Annotated in this window: 21 protein-coding genes; 20 read left to right on the top strand and 1 reads right to left on the bottom strand. The window is 66.1% G+C overall.

Going from position 1 to position 16,963, the window contains the following annotated elements:
• Positions 1 to 76: 76 nt before the first annotated feature.
• From ACSHSS_RS03275 to ACSHSS_RS03240, 8 genes are all read left to right on the top strand, one after another.
• A complete protein-coding gene (locus ACSHSS_RS03275) occupies positions 77 to 1,090 on the top strand; it encodes a DNA-binding protein (RefSeq protein ID WP_217120855.1) in 1,014 nt (337 codons plus the stop codon).
• Positions 1,091 to 1,212: 122 nt separating this feature from the next.
• Entirely contained in the window at positions 1,213 to 1,833 is a 621-nt protein-coding gene (locus tag ACSHSS_RS03270; RefSeq protein ID WP_060099060.1) for a TetR/AcrR family transcriptional regulator, read from the top strand.
• A gap of 217 nt (positions 1,834 to 2,050) precedes the next feature.
• Positions 2,051 to 3,094, top strand: a complete 1,044-nt coding sequence (locus tag ACSHSS_RS03265; protein WP_445544569.1) for an NADP-dependent oxidoreductase — start codon at positions 2,051 to 2,053, stop codon at positions 3,092 to 3,094.
• A 78-nt stretch (positions 3,095 to 3,172) separates the two neighbouring features.
• A complete protein-coding gene (locus ACSHSS_RS03260; RefSeq protein WP_006403529.1) occupies positions 3,173 to 3,472 on the top strand; it encodes a putative quinol monooxygenase in 300 nt (99 codons plus the stop codon).
• A 123-nt stretch (positions 3,473 to 3,595) separates the two neighbouring features.
• Complete coding sequence (locus ACSHSS_RS03255; RefSeq protein WP_060099058.1) at positions 3,596 to 4,051, top strand: (2Fe-2S)-binding protein; 456 nt, start codon at positions 3,596 to 3,598, stop codon at positions 4,049 to 4,051.
• A gap of 1 nt (position 4,052) precedes the next feature.
• Positions 4,053 to 6,272, top strand: a complete 2,220-nt coding sequence (locus ACSHSS_RS03250; RefSeq protein ID WP_445544568.1) for a molybdopterin cofactor-binding domain-containing protein — start codon at positions 4,053 to 4,055, stop codon at positions 6,270 to 6,272.
• A 14-nt stretch (positions 6,273 to 6,286) separates the two neighbouring features.
• Positions 6,287 to 7,591: a c-type cytochrome gene (locus ACSHSS_RS03245; RefSeq protein WP_445544567.1), complete on the top strand. Its 1,305-nt coding sequence runs from the start codon at positions 6,287 to 6,289 to the stop codon at positions 7,589 to 7,591.
• A 193-nt stretch (positions 7,592 to 7,784) separates the two neighbouring features.
• On the top strand, positions 7,785 to 9,230 hold the full coding sequence (locus tag ACSHSS_RS03240; protein ID WP_217059908.1) for an NAD-dependent succinate-semialdehyde dehydrogenase: 1,446 nt from the start codon (positions 7,785 to 7,787) through the stop codon (positions 9,228 to 9,230).
• A gap of 146 nt (positions 9,231 to 9,376) precedes the next feature.
• Here the strand turns inward: ACSHSS_RS03240 and ACSHSS_RS03235 are convergent, their stop codons facing one another.
• Complete coding sequence (locus ACSHSS_RS03235) at positions 9,377 to 9,715, bottom strand: DUF3693 domain-containing protein (protein WP_043280814.1); 339 nt, start codon at positions 9,713 to 9,715, stop codon at positions 9,377 to 9,379.
• 395 nt (positions 9,716 to 10,110) lie between these two features.
• Here ACSHSS_RS03235 and ACSHSS_RS03230 point away from each other — a divergent pair, with 395 nt between their 5' ends.
• From ACSHSS_RS03230 to ACSHSS_RS03175, 12 genes are all read left to right on the top strand, one after another.
• On the top strand, positions 10,111 to 10,449 hold the full coding sequence (locus ACSHSS_RS03230) for a hypothetical protein (protein WP_006413695.1): 339 nt from the start codon (positions 10,111 to 10,113) through the stop codon (positions 10,447 to 10,449).
• Complete coding sequence (locus tag ACSHSS_RS03225) at positions 10,446 to 11,315, top strand: hypothetical protein (RefSeq protein WP_200021675.1); 870 nt, start codon at positions 10,446 to 10,448, stop codon at positions 11,313 to 11,315. Before ACSHSS_RS03230 ends, ACSHSS_RS03225 begins: the two co-directional genes overlap by 4 nt.
• 27 nt (positions 11,316 to 11,342) lie before the next feature.
• Positions 11,343 to 11,522 carry a hypothetical protein gene (locus ACSHSS_RS03220; protein ID WP_006413680.1) on the top strand — a complete coding sequence of 60 codons (180 nt, stop codon included), beginning with the start codon at positions 11,343 to 11,345 and terminating at the stop codon, positions 11,520 to 11,522.
• Positions 11,519 to 11,776, top strand: coding sequence for a hypothetical protein (locus ACSHSS_RS03215; RefSeq protein WP_006413700.1), 258 nt, complete (start codon positions 11,519 to 11,521; stop codon positions 11,774 to 11,776). Before ACSHSS_RS03220 ends, ACSHSS_RS03215 begins: the two co-directional genes overlap by 4 nt.
• Complete coding sequence (locus ACSHSS_RS03210; RefSeq protein ID WP_006413667.1) at positions 11,773 to 11,994, top strand: hypothetical protein; 222 nt, start codon at positions 11,773 to 11,775, stop codon at positions 11,992 to 11,994. Before ACSHSS_RS03215 ends, ACSHSS_RS03210 begins: the two co-directional genes overlap by 4 nt.
• An 8-nt stretch (positions 11,995 to 12,002) precedes the next feature.
• Positions 12,003 to 12,149 carry a hypothetical protein gene (locus ACSHSS_RS03205; RefSeq protein WP_175794665.1) on the top strand — a complete coding sequence of 49 codons (147 nt, stop codon included), beginning with the start codon at positions 12,003 to 12,005 and terminating at the stop codon, positions 12,147 to 12,149.
• A gap of 15 nt (positions 12,150 to 12,164) precedes the next feature.
• A complete protein-coding gene (locus ACSHSS_RS03200; protein ID WP_200021676.1) occupies positions 12,165 to 13,421 on the top strand; it encodes a DNA cytosine methyltransferase in 1,257 nt (418 codons plus the stop codon).
• Positions 13,421 to 15,223: a replication endonuclease gene (locus ACSHSS_RS03195; protein WP_105806603.1), complete on the top strand. Its 1,803-nt coding sequence runs from the start codon at positions 13,421 to 13,423 to the stop codon at positions 15,221 to 15,223. The genes ACSHSS_RS03200 and ACSHSS_RS03195 overlap by 1 nt, the downstream gene beginning before the upstream one ends.
• Before the next feature lie 12 nt (positions 15,224 to 15,235).
• On the top strand, positions 15,236 to 15,502 hold the full coding sequence (locus ACSHSS_RS03190) for an ogr/Delta-like zinc finger family protein (protein ID WP_043280812.1): 267 nt from the start codon (positions 15,236 to 15,238) through the stop codon (positions 15,500 to 15,502).
• Positions 15,499 to 15,705: an ogr/Delta-like zinc finger family protein gene (locus tag ACSHSS_RS03185; RefSeq protein ID WP_200021677.1), complete on the top strand. Its 207-nt coding sequence runs from the start codon at positions 15,499 to 15,501 to the stop codon at positions 15,703 to 15,705. Before ACSHSS_RS03190 ends, ACSHSS_RS03185 begins: the two co-directional genes overlap by 4 nt.
• Before the next feature lie 86 nt (positions 15,706 to 15,791).
• Positions 15,792 to 16,448, top strand: a complete 657-nt coding sequence (locus ACSHSS_RS03180; RefSeq protein WP_105772878.1) for an AAA family ATPase — start codon at positions 15,792 to 15,794, stop codon at positions 16,446 to 16,448.
• A 70-nt stretch (positions 16,449 to 16,518) separates the two neighbouring features.
• Positions 16,519 to 16,800: a ribbon-helix-helix protein, CopG family gene (locus ACSHSS_RS03175; protein ID WP_233622257.1), complete on the top strand. Its 282-nt coding sequence runs from the start codon at positions 16,519 to 16,521 to the stop codon at positions 16,798 to 16,800.
• Positions 16,801 to 16,963 lie beyond the last annotated feature (163 nt).

Here is a 16,963-nt window from a genome sequence, read left to right as displayed (position 1 = left end):
AAATAAAATACCCGAGATAATCTAAAATCTAACGGTTTACGTTATATTATTCACGAAAATTCTCCGCGCATCCGCCATGTCCGACCTGACCGCCGACGAATCCCGCCTCATCGCCGAAATCGACCGCCTGAAGGCCGCCTTCCCGAAAACCCGCGAACTTTACCGCGAGGTCTGCGCGCTGCTGTTCTTCCGCTTCGGCATCACGCCGACTGCGAACCGTCTGTATCAACTCGTCCGCAAAGGCAGCATGAGCACGCCGACGGCTGTACTCGGCGAGTTCTGGGCCGAATTGAGGGAAAAGAGCCGCGTACGCATCGAACACCCGGACCTGCCGGCAGACCTGCAGGCCGCCGCCGGAGAATTGGTCGCAACGTTGTGGACCCGATCGTCGGCCGATGCGGCCGCGGCGCTCGACGCGCTGCGCGCCGACGTCGAAGCCGAACGGGCAGCGGCCAAGGCCGAAGTCGCCGCCTTGCAGTCGGAGCTGGCCCGCACCGAAACCGCGCTCGAGCAGCGCACGGCCGCGTTGCTCGCGGCACAGGTGAGGATTCAGGAGCTGGAGCAGGCGAGGGCGGCCGACGACGCCACGCGCCGCGCGCAGCAAGCCGAAATCGAACGCCTGAAGGCCGATAACGCGGAAGGCGCTCGCGCGCTCGCACAAGCGCGCGCCGACTTCGGCGCACAGCTCGATCGGCTGCGCGACGATGCGAGCCGGGCGGAAGAGCGTCTGCGCGCGTCGGAGCGCCGCGCGCTACAGGAAATCGATCGCGAGCGGCAGGCTGCCGCACGACTGCAAAAGGAACTCGACGCGACGAACGCGCGCGCCGACGAACGCGACGCACAACTTCGCCGCGAAATCGGCGCGCTGCAGGCGCAGCTTGCCGACAGCCAGCATCGCTGCGGCGTACTGGAAGGGCAGCTCGACGGCGCACGCGCCGCACAGGCGGCAAGCGCGGCCGAGCTCGACGCGCTGCGTGCCGAGCGGGCGTCGGCGCCGCGTGTGACGGCGCGTCGCGGGCCGATCCGGCCGGTGTCGGCCGTACGCCCCACAAAACCGATCGCGCGGCGCCGCGTGCCCAAACCGGCGTGATGCTGACCAACCGGAAGCAGGCCAACGTTCACGGCGACCCAAAAGCGACCAAACTGCAACGCGCAAGACGTCGCGCCAACGCCGTTAGACGACCGGTCTAATCGCTGCTACCATACGCCATCATGAATGCATCCTCGGGCGCGGAAGTCCGCCAGCACATCCTCAACATCGCGAAGCCGATCATGCTCCACAAGGGGTTTTCGGCGGTCGGTCTGAACGAGATTCTCGCTGCGGCGGGCATCCCGAAGGGGTCGTTCTACCATTACTTCGGCTCGAAGGAGGCGTTCGGCGAAGCGCTGCTCGAGTCGTATTTCGAAGGCTACCTCGAGCATCTCGACAACCTGTTCGAGCGCCAGCCCGGCACGGGCGCCGAGCGGATGATGACGTACTGGAGCAATTGGCTGCACACGCAGTGTGCGGACGATCCCGAGGGCAAGTGTCTCGCGGTGAAGCTGGGCGCGGAAGTGTCCGACCTCTCCGAGGCGATGCGCGCGGTACTGCGGCGCGGCACGAGCCAGATCGTCGAGCGGCTGGCGGCATGCATCGAAGCCGGCCTCGCGGACGGTTCGCTGCGCGGCATCGAGAATCCGCCGCACACGGCCGCGCTGCTGTACGAGCTGTGGCTCGGTGCGACGCTGCTGGAGAAGATCCACCGCAACCGCAAGCCGCTCGAAACCGCGATGGCCGCGACGCGGCAGTTGCTGAACCTGCCGCCGTCCGCGCCCGACGAGGTGCGGACATAAGCGGGCGCGCTACGGCGCGCCTTGTTTTTACCTATCACACTAGACGACTGGTCTACTCATGGCGATCGCGATTCCTCCCCCGTTTTTGCCCTCGCAGCATCCGCCCCTGCAAGGGCAGCGGGGCGATCGCAGCGCATCGTGGATCGCGCGTAGTCCGCTCGTCGTTTCCTGATTCGATCGTGTGCGTGCACACGCATCCTTGTTGACGGAGGCTCACATGTCGCAAAGCAAGACCGCAAACCGCCGTATCGTCCTCAATTCGCGCCCGGTCGGCGCGCCCACCGCCAACGACTTCCGCCTCGAAACCGGCGACGTGCCGACACCCGGCGCCGGGCAGGTGCTGCTGCGCACGGTATGGCTGTCGCTCGATCCGTACATGCGCGGCCGGATGAGCGACGCGCCGTCGTATGCGCCGCCCGTGCAACTCGGCGACGTGATGGTCGGCGGCACGATCAGCCGTGTCGTGTCGTCGAACCTGCCGGCGTTCCGCGAGGGCGACCTCGTCGTCGCGACGGGCGGCTGGCAGGACTATGCGCTGTCCGACGGCAGCGACCTGATTCCGCTCGGCCGCGATTTTCCGCATCCGTCGCGCGCGCTCGGCGTGCTCGGCATGCCCGGATTCACGGCATATACGGGGCTGCTCACGATCGGCGAGCCGAAGACCGGTGAAACGGTCGTCGTCGCGGCCGCGAGCGGTGCGGTCGGCGCGGTCGTCGGGCAGATCGCGAAGCTGAAGGGCTGTCGCGTGATCGGCGTCGCGGGCGGCGCCGACAAATGCGCGTACGTGACCGGCACGCTCGGCTTCGACGCATGCATCGACCATCGCGATCCCGCCTTCGCGAGCCAGCTGAAGGCCGCCTGCCCGAACGGGATCGACGTGTACTTCGAGAACGTCGGCGGCGCCGTGTTCGACGCGGTCTGGCCGCTGCTCAACAACCACGCGCGCGTGCCGGTATGCGGGCTGATCGCGCATTACAACGACACCGCGCTGCCGGCCGGCCCCGATCGTCTGCCGAAGCTGATGACGACGATCCTGAGCAAGCGCATCCGCATGCAGGGTTTCATCATCCTCGATTACTATGCGACCGGCTATGCGCCGTTCCTGAAGGACATGAGCGAATGGGTCGCGCAGGGCAGCGTGAAGGTGCTCGAAGACGTGATCCCCGACCTGACCGACGCGCCGGCCGCACTGATCGGCCTGCTCGCCGGCAAGAATTTCGGCAAGGTCGTCGTGCGCGTCGGCCCTGACGAACTCGCGTAACCGTTCCACGCATCCGCGGACCGGCGTCGGAAGACGTCGGCCCGCTACGTTGTCGATCGCTTTTTCAAAGGAGAAATCATGGCGCTCTACGTGATGGCCTCGCTGTTTCCGAAACCCGAACACGCGCAAGCCGTCGAGGCTGAACTGCGCAGCATGGTCGCGAAGACGCGCACCGAACCGGGCAATCGCCAATACGACCTGTTCCGCGAAGAGGGCGGCTCGCCGAACCTGCATCTGTTCGAAGTCTACGACGACCAGGCCGCGTTCGACGCACACCTCGCGAGCCCGTACTTCGTCGCGTTCCGCGACAAATCCGCCGACTGGTTCGCGTCGCCGCCGGTGATCAAGGTGCTGAGCGGCATCGACGTCGCGGACTGACGTATCGCGTACCGCGCCCCGTCGCGACGGGGCCGCATGCAGCCGCCGCGCCCGCGCGCGGCGGCGACGACGACACGGCGCATCCATCGCGCCGCTTCCCCACACACCGGCCCCGGAGGCTGAATGGTCACTCTGAACATCAACGGCGAGACCCGCACGGTCGACGCCCCCGACGACATGCCCTTGCTCTGGGTGCTGCGCGATCTCGTCGGCCTGACCGGCACCAAGTTCGGCTGCGGCATCGCGCAGTGCGGCGCGTGCACCGTGCATCTCGACGGCGTCGCCGCGCGCTCGTGCGTGTTGCCGGTCGCGGCGGTCGCGGGCCGCAAGATCACGACGATCGAAGCCGTCGGCGCGACGCCGGCCGGTCAAAAGGTCCAGCAGGCATGGCGCGCACTCGACGTCGTGCAGTGCGGCTACTGCCAGTCCGGCCAGGTGATGGCGGCCGCCGCGCTGATCGCGTCGAACCCGAAGCCGAGCGACGCCGACATCGACGCCGCCATGGCCGGCAACATCTGCCGCTGCGGCACGTACCACCGGATTCGTGCGGCGATCAAGCAAGCCGCGCAGGAGGCCTGACATGTCGCGAGGACTGATCGAAGCAGGCCATGCCGGCGCCGCCATGTCGCGCCGTTCGTTTCTGCGCTTCGGCGTGTCGCTCGGCGCGGCGGCCGGCGGCGGACTGCTGCTCGGCTTCAGCCTGCCGGCCGCGGGCGACGATACGCGGCGCTCGGTGATTGGCGGCGACGCGGACGAGCCCGCGCGGGCGGGCGTGTTCGCGCCCAACGCATTCGTTCAGATCGACCGTAGCGGCCGTGTCACGCTCGTGATGCCGAAGGTCGAGATGGGGCAGGGCGTCTACACCGCGCTGCCGATGCTGATCGCGGAAGAGCTCGAGGTGCCGCTGTCGAGCGTGACGCTCGATCATGCGCCGCCGAACGAAAAGCTGTTCCTCGATCCGCTGCTCGGCGGCCAGTTGACCGGCGGCTCGACGTCGGTGCGCTACGCATGGGAGCCGCTGCGTCGCGCCGGTGCGACCGCGCGCGTGCTGCTGGTATCGGCGGCCGCGAAGCAATGGAACGTCGACCCGGCTGCCTGTCACGCGGAGAACGGCGAGGTGCGCCATCCGACGAGCGGCCGCCGCGCATCGTACGGCGAGCTTGCGGATGCGGCTGCAAAGCTGCCGGTGCCGACAGACGTCGCGCTGAAAAAGCCCGAGCAGTTCAAGCTGATCGGCACGCCCGCGAAGCGCCTCGATTCGCCGGAAAAAGTCGACGGTGTCGCGCAGTTCGGACTCGACGTGCGGCTGCCCGGGATGCTCTATGCGGTGATCGTGAACAGCCCGGTGTTCGGCGGCACCGTTGCGAGCGTCGACGATACGGCTGCGAAGAAGATTCCCGGCGTGCGTCAGATCGTGCGCGTCGACGATGCCGTCGCGGTGGTCGGCGATCACACCTGGGCGGCCAAGCGCGGCGCATCGGCGCTGGTCGTCAAATGGAACGAAGGCGCGAACGCCAACGTGTCGACGAAGGATCTGTTCGCCGATCTCGCGCAGGCGGCCGCGAACGGCAAGGGTGCGGTCGCGCGCAAGGACGGCGACGTCGACCATGCCTTCTCGAACGCGAAGACGCGCGTCGACGCGGTGTACGAACAGCCGCTGCTCGCGCACGCGACGATGGAACCCGTGAACTGTACCGTGCACGTGCGCAGCGACGCCTGCGAGGTGTGGGTCGGCACGCAGGTGCCGACGCGCGCCCGCGACACCGCGCAGCGGATCACCGGCCTGCCTGCCGAGCGCATCGTCGTGCACAACCACCTGCTTGGCGGCGGCTTCGGCCGGCGGCTCGAAACCGACATGATCGGCCAGGCCGTGAAGATCGCCAAACAGGTCGGCGCGCCGGTGAAGGTCGTGTGGACGCGCGAAGAGGACATCCAGCACGACATGTACCGGCCGTGCTACCACGACCGGATCTCGGCCGCGCTCGACGCGAACGGCAAGCCGATCGCATGGCGGCACCGGATCGTCGGCTCGTCGATCCTCGCGCGCTTCGCGCCGCCGGCTTTCAAGGACGGTGTCGATCCCGACGCGGTCGAGGTGGCGATCGATCTGCCGTACGACGTCCCGAATCAGCTGATCGACTACGTGCGACAGGAGCCGCGCCATGTGCCGACCGCGTTCTGGCGCGGCGTCGGGCCGACGCGCAGCACCTTCGTCGTCGAAAGCTTCATCGACGAACTCGCCGCGCAGACCAAAACCGACCCGGTCCAGTACCGGCGCGCGCTGCTCGACAAGACGCCGCGTGCGCGCAACGTGCTCGACATCGCGACGAAAGCGGCCGGGTGGGGCGCGGCGTTGCCGCAAGGGCAGGGGCGCGGCGTCTCGGTGATGCATGCGTTCGGCAGCTTCTTCGCGATCGTCGCCGACGTCGCGGTCGACGACGGTGAAGTGCGCGTGACGCGCGTCGTCTGCGCGGTCGACTGCGGGATGACCGTGAACCCGAACACGATCGAGGCGCAGGTGCAAGGCGGCATCATCTTCGGCATCACGGGCGCGCTGTACGGCGAAGTGACGATCGAGAACGGCCGCGTGACGCAACGCAACTTCACCGACTATCGCGTGCTGCGGATCAACGAGACACCGCCCATCGACGTGCATATCGTGAAGAGCGGCGAAGCGCCGGGCGGGATCGGCGAGCCCGGCACCGCGGCGACGGCCGCGGCCGTCGCGAACGCGATCTTCGCGGCGACCGGCAAGCGGCTGCGCAAGCTGCCGATCGGCAACCAGCTGAAAACGGCCTGAGGGGAGCGGCGACCATGCGAAACCTGAACCTGAGTGCGCGTGCGCTTTGCGCATCGTTGCTCGCGCTGTCGGCACTGGTGACCGCGACGACCGCACACGCGGCGCAAGCGGCGCCCGCCGACAGCGCGCTCGTCGCGCGCGGAGCCTATCTCGCGAAAGCCGGCGACTGCGTCGCGTGCCACACCGCGCCGCGCGGCACGCCGTTCGCGGGCGGCCTGAAGATGGTCACGCCGATGGGTGCGATCTACACGACGAACATCACGCCCGACACGGAAACCGGTATCGGCGGCTATACGGAAGCGGAATTTGCCGACGCGTTGCGCAAGGGCGTCGGGAAGGACGGCCATCGGCTGTACCCGGCGATGCCGTACCCGTCGTACGCGAAGCTGAGGGACGACGACGTGAAGGCGTTGTATGCGTACTTCATGCACGGCGTCGAACCGGTGAAGCAGGCGAACCGGCCGTCCGACATTCCGTGGCCGCTCAACATGCGCTGGCCGCTCGCGTTATGGAACATGGTGTTCCTCGACACGACGCCGTACGCGGACAAGCCTGCGAAGGACGCGATGTGGAACCGCGGCGCCTATCTCGTGCAAGGGCTCGGCCACTGCGGCTCGTGCCATACGCCGCGCGGTGTCGGCTTCCAGGAGAAGGCGCTCGACGAAAGCGGCACGGCGTTCCTGTCGGGCGCGTCGATCGACAACTGGTTCGCGTCGAACCTGTCGGGCGAGCACAATACGGGGCTCGGCCGCTGGAGCGAGGCCGACGTCGCGCAGTTCCTGAAAACCGGCGCAAACCGGCACGCGACCGCGTTCGGCTCGATGGTGAGCGTGATCAACCACAGCACGCAGGAACTGACCGGCGACGATCTGGCGGCGATCTCGCGCTACCTGAAGTCGCTGCCCGCGGCAGGCGGCACGGGCGCGCCCGAGTACCGCTATGATGCGAAGGCGACGCAGGCTGCACTGGCGCGACCGTCGGCCGATCCGGGCGCAAAGGTCTATAGTGCGTACTGCGCGCATTGCCACGGCACGGACGGGCGCGGCTACGCGCCGCTGCTCGCACCGCTCGCCGGCAATCCGAACGTGCTCGAACGCGATGCGTCGTCGTTGATCAACGTGACGCTGAACGGCAGCGACACGCTCGTGATCGGCGGCGTGCCTTCCGCGTATCCGATGCCGGCGTTTGCCGGCCAGCTGAACGACCGGCAGATCGCCGACGTGCTGACGTTCATGCGCGCCGGATGGAGCAACGGCGCGCCGGCCGTGCAGCCCGCGGAAGTCGCGAAGCTGCGCAAGGCGACCGCCGCCGCGCAATGAGTGCCGTGCGGATCGTCGGCGACACCGATCCGCGATCGCATGCCGGCCAGTGCCGGCCGGCATGCCGACCGAACCGCGGGCGACGAGCCCGCACCGAACGCCGCCGCGCGCATTGCGTCGGCGACGCCCCTGATAACCGGCGTGCCGCCGTCCGCGGCGGCACGCTTTTTCGACGTAAAGCAGAGGTGTCTGGATGGCAAACGTGACTTATACGGATACGCAACTCCTGATCGACGGCGAGTGGGTCGACGCCGCGAGCGGGAAGACGATCGACGTCGTGAACCCGGCGACCGGCAAGGTGATCGGCAAGGTGGCCCACGCGGGCATCGCCGATCTCGATCGCGCGCTCGCCGCCGCGCAGCGCGGCTTCGAAGCATGGCGGAAGGTGCCCGCGCACGAACGCGCGGCGACGATGCGCAAGGCCGCGGCGCTGGTGCGCGAGCGCGCCGATACGATCGCGCAACTGATGACGCAGGAGCAGGGCAAGCCGCTGACGGAGGCGCGGATCGAAGTGCTGTCGGCGGCCGACATCATCGAATGGTTCGCGGATGAAGGGCGTCGCGTGTACGGGCGCATCGTGCCGCCGCGCAACCTCGGCGCGCAGCAGACGGTCGTGAAGGAGCCGGTCGGCCCGGTCGCCGCGTTCACGCCGTGGAATTTCCCGGTGAACCAGGTCGTGCGCAAGCTGAGCGCTGCGCTCGCAACGGGCTGCTCGTTCCTCGTCAAGGCGCCGGAAGAAACGCCTGCATCGCCGGCCGCGCTGCTGCGCGCGTTCGTCGACGCCGGCGTGCCGGCAGGCGCGATCGGCCTTGTGTACGGCGATCCGGCCGAGATCTCGTCGTACGTGATTCCGCATCCGGTGATCCGCAAGGTCACGTTCACCGGTTCGACGCCGGTCGGCAAGCAGCTTGCGGCGCTCGCCGGTCAACACATGAAGCGCGCGACGATGGAGCTCGGCGGTCACGCGCCGGTGATCGTCGCCGAGGACGCGGACGTCGCGCTGGCGGTGAAGGCGGCCGGTGGCGCCAAATTCCGCAACGCGGGCCAGGTCTGCATCTCGCCGACGCGTTTTCTCGTCCACAACAGCATTCGCGACGAATTCACGCGCGCGCTCGTCAAGCATGCCGAGGGGCTGAAGGTCGGCAACGGGCTTGAGGAAGGGACGACGCTCGGTGCGCTGGCGAACCCGCGCCGGCTGACTGCGATGGCGTCGGTCGTCGAGAACGCGCGCAAGGTCGGCGCGAGCGTCGAAACCGGCGGCGAGCGGATCGGCTCGGAAGGCAACTTCTTCGCGCCGACCGTGCTCGCGAACGTGCCGCTCGAAGCGGACGTGTTCAATAACGAGCCGTTCGGTCCGGTCGCGGCGATCCGCGGCTTCGACAAGCTCGAGGATGCGATCGCCGAAGCGAACCGGCTGCCGTACGGTCTGGCCGGCTACGCGTTCACGCGCTCGTTCGCGAACGTGCATCTGCTGACGCAGCGACTCGAAGTCGGGATGCTGTGGATCAATCAGCCGGCGACGCCGTGGCCCGAAATGCCGTTCGGCGGCGTGAAGGATTCGGGTTATGGCTCGGAGGGTGGTCCGGAAGCGCTCGAGCCGTATCTCGTCACGAAGTCGGTGACGGTGATGGCGGTTTGACGGTGGTTTGATGAAGGACGGACGCACGCGCCGCCGGTGGGTGGCGTGTGCGGTCAGTGGGGATGGAGTTCTGGTTTGTTTTGGGAGATTCGTGACTTGACATAAGGTGAAAACTGGTCACCCAAAGAAGCTAACTTTAGCTGGCGTTACACCTGCGGAGCCCAAGCCCCGCAAGCGTTAGCGGGTAGCGCCAGCCACCGAAAACCCTGAAGACCCTTGGAAAAAACTTCCAAGGCATGAACCCAAATTGCCTTCGTGCGATCGTCGCGTGAGCTTTCAGCATGCGCAGCTGCGATCACTTCGAACGGATCAATTCCCATGATTTCGGCGACGCGGATCGCCGTCTTTTCATCGAAAACGGAACGGCCCGTCCGATAGCCGCTGATGGTAGAGCGGGTGACGCCAAGTGCCTTGGCGGCCGCGTAGTCGGACGGAAGGTCAAGCCGCGCCTTAACGGCGTCGAGCCATTCGACAGTCGTCTTCATAGAAAACCCCTTTGAAATCAATTCAACCCGACGTCAAGGGTAGTTGAACGCTCGACCTTCTGCAACGTATGACGACGTCATACGTACGAGCATTGTTGACTAGTACGAGTTACTTGAACTATTCTCCGGCTGTCGTCCCGGCAACCGGTTCACAACCCCGCCGGTGCTGGAATAGCTACCCAGCCGCCGGGCGACCTTAGTGCAGGAAACCGTTCAAGGGGTTGAACAAGGGGAAGTCAAATGCAGCACATTTCGTTGCAATTTTCACAGCCGCGTTACGACGCGATCACGCTGGCTCAGCAAACCGCAGACGCCGCGTGGCGTGCGCTCATGGATTCCATGCAGTGCTTAGTCCAACTGTGGACTGACCGCACCGCGCTCGCAGGGGCGGGCGCATGAGCACGATCGTCTACGGGATTCTGTCGGTCTCGGGACTCGTGGTGTTGCGCGGTGAGCCAGTCGACATCAAGAACAACGTCGGCATGACGTTCGGCATCCACTGCAACGCGCGCAAGCGCCCGGACGATGAGCAACGCTTTGTTGTAACGAACATCGAAACGGGCATGCGTGCGGGGTGGGGCGCAACGCGCGACGCTGCGATCGCTACGGCCCGGCAGCGGGTGCGGGATGCGATCAAACGCGGCACGTTGGCGCGCACCTTCGAGGCAGGCATGAAAACGCGCGGCGATATTCTCGCGCGTCGCGACAACTCGGTGATGGAGGATGCTGCATGAGCACGATGAACCACGAACTGCGCTCGGAGCTGCGCGCGGCACACGTAATCATCCGCACGGCGCTATCCGTGCTGACGTTCGAACAAAAGATTGCGTGGTCGAACGCAAATGAGCGCGACGGTGTGAGCGGCGAGGGAATTACTCGCGCAGACGAGCGGCAGGCCGCGATCGACGGCCCGGATGCGAGCCGCATGTATCGCGAGCTGAAGTATGCCGACAGGATCATCGCAAACGCTAAGGCGCTTCTGTCGGGCCACCAGTGCGAGCTCTGGGCCTTCGAGATTCAGCGCGCCGGGGTCGCGCTGTCGCACCCGACGCGTGACGACGTGCGCTGCTCGCTGCTCGCTCGTGGTGAGCCGCTTGCGCGCGAGTTGGACGCGATTGCCGATCCGGCTGGTGATCGAACCGTGTGCGTGATTAAGCCGTTGGGAGCACCGTCAGCGGCTGATCTGGCGACGCTGCGCCGGCTGCTCGCCACTGACCGAAGCAATCGCGCCGCGATGTTCCGCGGCGTGCCGCCGGGGGCGACCGTTGGCATTACGGCCGCTGCGCGCGACGTGCTGGCCGAGCGACGGCGACAAATTGACGTCGAAGGCTATACGTTCCGTGCCGACGACGAAAATCGCGCCGGCGCTATGTCGGCGGCCGCCGCCGCTTACGCGCTCATCGGAAGCGGATGGAGCCAAGCCGCAGCGCTCGAATTCTGGCCGGAAGGATGGTCGGGCGAATGCTGGAAGCCTGCCGATAGCCGGCGCAATCTCGTGAAGGCCGCCGCGCTTCTGCTCGCCGAGATCGAGCGTATCGACCGGCAGGCCACAAGAGCAAAACCCGAGGCGAGTATCCCGCAGCCGGCCATGCGCGGCTGAGTCAACGCCGTTTTGAGCGGAGTCTTTATGGTGACGATGAATCGGACTACTAACGTAGTGCGCGACGAATCGGAAGCGATTCGCCGCGAGCTGCATGCCCACAACGAAGCGCAGCGCGCGCAGTATCGCCGCCGAGCGATTGCGGAGAACGCGCGCCGCGCGCGCGAACAAGGTCGCTCGCATCTTTCCATCGCGAGGGCCGCATGACTGACCCCGATATCGAGCTCGCATTGCCGCGGGTCGTGTCGCCCGGCGTGGTTGAGGTCGGGCCGTTCTTTGATCGGCTCGGTAGTGGTGGGTACTTCATCGCGAAGGCCGTGGACGGCCGGCGGGAGTTCCACTGGTACACCGAATACGCGAAGCAGGGAGAGCAGTTCCTGATGACCCGCGATGAAGCATTCGACAACGCGCTCGACGCGGTTGAAATGACCCGCGCTTCGCGTGAGCGCCGCGCAGCATGATCAGCGCGGCGCGCGAGGAACGCGCAGGCGACGGCTCGCGCGATTTTCTGGCCGCCGACCTTGCCGAGTTTGGCATCGGAGCGGGGGTGTTGGTGCCCCCGTTCGTCGTTTACAACCCGCCGCGCACGGCGCGTACTGATCAAGCGAACGCGGCCGCAATGCGCGAGCTGCGACCGCTTCTGGCGCAGATGGCGCGGCGTCGATGGGTGATCCGATAGGGGGAGTGATGAAGCAACCGAAGAACGAAAAGCCGATGCCGCTGTGGGGGATCTGGCTCATCACCATCGTCGGCGTGATTGCGTGGTGCGGGGTGCACCCGGACAACGGCGTCGAGCCTGCATGGCCGATTTCGGCGAAACAGCATCGCGCGTAACGGGAAGCGAGACCGATGATCTACGGTTCCGTGTGCTCCGGCGTCGAAGCGGCGACCGTCGCGTGGCATCCGCTGCGTTGGCGGCCCGCCTTCTTCAGCGAAATCGAGCCGTTTCCGAGCGCTGTTCTCGCGCATCACTACCCGACCGTGCCGAACCTCGGCGATATGACCACGTTCAAGGAATGGCCCGATGCAGCTATCGATCTTCTCGTCGGCGGAACTCCCTGCCAAAGCTTCAGCGTCGCCGGACTCCGAAAGGGACTGGCTGATCCGCGTGGCAACCTCATGCTCACCTATCTTGCCATTGCTGAACGCTACGCTCCCCGCTGGCTGGTCTGGGAAAACGTCCCCGGCGTCCTGTCATCAAACGGCGGAAGGGATTTTGGAACCTTCCTCGGAGGGTTGGCGGAACTCGGGTATGGGTACGCCTACCGGGTTCTTGACGCTCAATTCTTCGGAGTGGCCCAGCGACGCCGCCGCGTGTTCGTTGTTGGATATCTTGGAGACTGGCGACGTGCCGCAGCGGTACTTTTTGAGCGCGAAAGCCTGCTCGGGCATCCTCCGCCGAGCCGCAAAACGGGGCAAGGAATTGCCTCCACCCTTAGCGCGCGCACTAGCCGCAGTGGCGGGTACGGACCCGATCTCGACTGCGACGGCGGCTTGATCGCTCACGCCCTTCGCGGCGAAGGTTTTGACGCGAGCGAAGATGGAACCGGGCGCGGCACGCCGCTTGTCCCGGTTCCGTTCGACACGACGCAGATCACCAGTTCGACAAATCGCAGCCAACCGCGCGCGGGCGATGCTTGCCATCCGCTCGCGGCAAACGCTCACGCGCCGGCGATTGCCTTCGACTGCAAGGCTTCCGGACAGAACGGATTCGGTGTAGGCGAGATTGCGTCAACGATGCGCAGCATGGGCCACGCCGGATCGCATCGGAACGGGGGCGGTCATCTAGCCGTTGCATTCCAATCCAGTCAGTCCGGCGTGCGGCTGGGCGAAGCACACGCGACGCTCGACTCCAATAACGGCTCGCGACGTCACAACGGAGTGGTGACTGGGACGTCCGTGCGTCGCCTTACACCGCGCGAATGCGAGCGGCTGCAAGGCTTCCCCGACGACTACACGCTCATCAATGTGCGCGGCAAGCCGGCTGCCGATGGTCCGCGCTACAAGGCGCTCGGCAACAGCATGGCGGTTCCGGTAATGCGATGGGTCGGCATGCGTATTGAGCTGGTCGACGAGTTCCGCAACGACGCGAGGGCGTGCGCCTGATGTGGGTCTATGCGCGCGACGCTTCGAGCGTCCTGTCTGACATCCCGGAAACGAAGGTGGCGTTTAAGCGCCTGCCGGCGAAGTGGTTCCGGCGCGCCCTGCGCCAAGCAGAGGAAGCCGGTCGCGCCAGCGCGGCGAAACACCCTGTTCCGGGACAGACACTCGCGGATCGCCTATTTGACGTGAGCGAGGCAGCGCGCGCGATCCGTGAATTCCTCGACGAGCATGCCCCTGCGCACCTGCCGGTGCGCCCTGACGCGAACGATCACGAAATCTGCATGAAAGCGCGGCGCATCGCCAATGACGTAGCGATGCGCTCGTACGCGCTGAGCCTCCACGACGCGCTCATCGTGGCGCGCAACGCATGTAGCACGTACGGCATCGACATGCCAGATTGCGACCATCCGGCCGGCCAAATTGCGCGCGTGCGGTGCGAGCTCTGGTGGCGCCGCCAGTTGCGGAAGAAGCATATCCGGATGCTCGAACATAGCAATATCCGCCTGCACTATGTGCATCGCCGCGCTGAGCCATACGCGAGCGACGAGGCGGTGCGCCGACGTATTGCGCAAAACCGGCGCAACACACGCACGCTGGAATCCGTCACGGTCGAAAACGAGCTCGGGCAGCAGTTCACGCTTGCCGAGCTGGCCGCGAAGGGCATGTCGAATAAGGCGCTCAAACGTGGCGAGCTGTTCACGCGACTGCGCGGCCTCGAAGAGCTCGCCGACGACGCCAAGCTGCGCGGCGTGATGTTTACGCTGACCTGCCCGAGCCGTTTTCACGCCGTCCGGACGACCGGCGGCGTAGTTGAGCCGAACCCCGTCTATGCCGAACTGTCGCCCCGCGACGGGCAAGCGTATTTGCGGAAAGTGTGGCAGCGGATCCGTGCCGAACTGAAGCGCGAGGGCGTCGTGTACTTCGGCATGCGGGTCGCGGAGCCGCATCACGACGGCTGTCCGCACTGGCACGGTCTCGTGTTTGCCGACAAGGTCGAGCGCTTTTGCGCCGTGATGCGCAAGCACGGCTTGCGAGACTCGGGCGACGAGCCGGGCGCGCAGCTGCATCGCGTGCGCTTCGAAATGATCGACCGCGCGAAGGGATCGGCGGTCGGCTACGTCGCGAAGTACATCAGCAAGAACATCGACGGGCACGCGGTCGGCGAGCACAAGACGCAGGACGGGTATGTGATCCAAGCGGACATGTGGGACGGTGACGAGATCACTCCGTCGCAGCGCGTCGAAGCGTGGGCGGCGTTGTGGGGCATCCGGCAGTTCCAGCAGTTCGGTGGCGCGCCGGTCGGCGTGTGGCGCGAGCTGCGCCGCGTCAAGGAAGAGGACTTGCCGAGCGAGGAAGAGGCGCCGCGCATTCGCGCCGCGTGGATCGCCGCGCAAAAAACGGACGAGCACGCGGCCGATTGGGCGGAATACTCGCGCGCGATGGGCGGCATTGCGGGCGAAGCGCGCATGGTCTATGTGCGCCATACCGTCGAGCACCGGGAAGGCCGGTACGGCATCGCTCCCGTGCGCGTGCCGCACGGTGTCGAGGCGATCGGTGTCGCACGCATCGTCGACGGGCTTTGCGCGTACTCGCGCGAGACGCAGATTTTCGTGCCGTCGACGCGCTTCGAGTGGCGGGTGGTTCGGCGCGGCGGCGAAGCCGCCCGCCCTTGGACTGGTGTCAATAACTGTACGCGATCGGATCGGTCAGGGGTGGCCGACTCGAGCGCTCGCGCAGCGCGCGCAAGTAGAAACAGCGTCAGCGGGGAAGTGAACGACGCGAAACGGGGTCAACGGAACCTGTAGAGCGAGGAAACCATGTCACGAATGACGATCGACTGTCCATGCTGCGGCGCAGAGATTGAAGCGCGCCATACCGAAGGCATGTCCGCGACGATGCGACGCCTCTATTTCGTGTGCGATGCGTGCGAGTACAGGACGCCGGCCGGGCTGGAAATTCTCTATTCGCTGTCGCCGGCGTCGTCGCCGCGCGCCGACGTGGCGCTCGATGTGCGGCCGTCGCCGCGCCTGCACGGCTACGTCGATTCGCGCACGTCGCTCGGCCTGCTGGAGCGCGCGCAATGAGGTTCACGATTGCCTGTCCGCACTGCGACGCGCGCGGCATCGCGCGATCACTGGAACGGAAAGCGCCCCTCGTGTGGGAAATCGACTACCAGTGCGACAACGTCGTGTGCGGACACACCTACCGCGCACGGCTCGAAATGACGCCCGCCGAGCCGCCGCAACCGCGGCGCCCGGCCGGGGCGCAAATGCGGCTCGACGTATAGCGGCCGCGCGAAGGGGATATCGACGCGATACCGGGGTGATATCGAGTCGATATCGAGTAGATATCGTTTCTATATAGGGGTGAGCAATGATAGTTGTCGTGGGAAATCCGAAGGGCGGCGTCGGCAAATCGACGATCGCAGTGCAGCTCGCGACCGGCATTTCGGCAGCCGGCGCACGCGTTTGGCTCGTCGACGGCGATCGTCAGGAATCGAGCGCGTCGGCGATGGCTGCGCGTTTGCAGGGCAACCGGCCAGCAGTCGCCACGGCAGCCTACTATGACGGCACGACGTTGCATGCCGAGCTGACGAAGCACGCCGGGCAGTTCGATCATGTGGTCGTCGATGCTGGTGGCCGGGATTCCAGCGCGTTTCGGGCGGCCATGATGGCCGCCGATGTGGTCCTCGTCCCGGTCATGCCGCGATCGTTCGACGTGTGGGCGCTCGACGATATGGCCAAGCTGTTGGCCGAGGCGCGTAAGGTGCGCGCGTTGCGCGCGTGCGCGTTCCTCAACTGCGCCGACGTGCAAGGCGCGGACAACCGCGACGCCGAAGCCGTGATCGCAGGCTATGACGGCTTGGAATTGCTCCCGTATCGCATTCACCGCCGCAAGGCGTTTGCCAATGCCAGCGCGGCCGGCCTTCACGTTGAAGAAATGCCGCGCCGCGATCCGGTCGCGTGCGCCGAAATCGAACGTTTGCAAGACGCGGTGTTCGGCGTGGTGTCGGCGGCCGCTACGCGCTAAACGCGATCGAGTCGGTATCGAACGGATATCGACTCGATATCGAAACGATATCTATTTGATAGGGGTTCAAATGTCCATTACGAGAAAACCGACGTCCAATGCAGGCGGGGCAATCGGCGCATTCATCGCCGGCGCGCCGGACGCCCGTGCCGAAACGCCGGTCACGCCGAGCGGCAGGCCTGCCGCACGCCGGCCGAAAGTGAAAATCAGCATCGATATCGATCCTGACCTGCTCGCCCGCCTCGATCAGGTCGCGCAGGCGTCTGGCGTGTCGCGGAATGCCGCGCTCGCGCTTGGCGCGTCGTGGCTGATCGATGATTTCGAAGGCCGGACGGCCCGTCGGAACGGATAAGGTCGACTGCGCCGGTCCGCGTCACAGGACGGCGCGTGATTTTTGTCCGTTTACGCGTCAAAGCGCATCAATTTCCCGCCATGTGAAATCGCCGAAACCCCGCGCCGGCGGGCGTTTACGGGGATCGTGGCCGGTGCATCAAAAACGGCCCCTTTAGCGAAGA

The sequence above is a fragment of the Burkholderia sp. BC1 genome (assembly GCF_052683555.1).
Note: the sequence above shows the minus strand (reverse complement) of the source record. Positions and strands in the feature narration are given on the sequence as shown.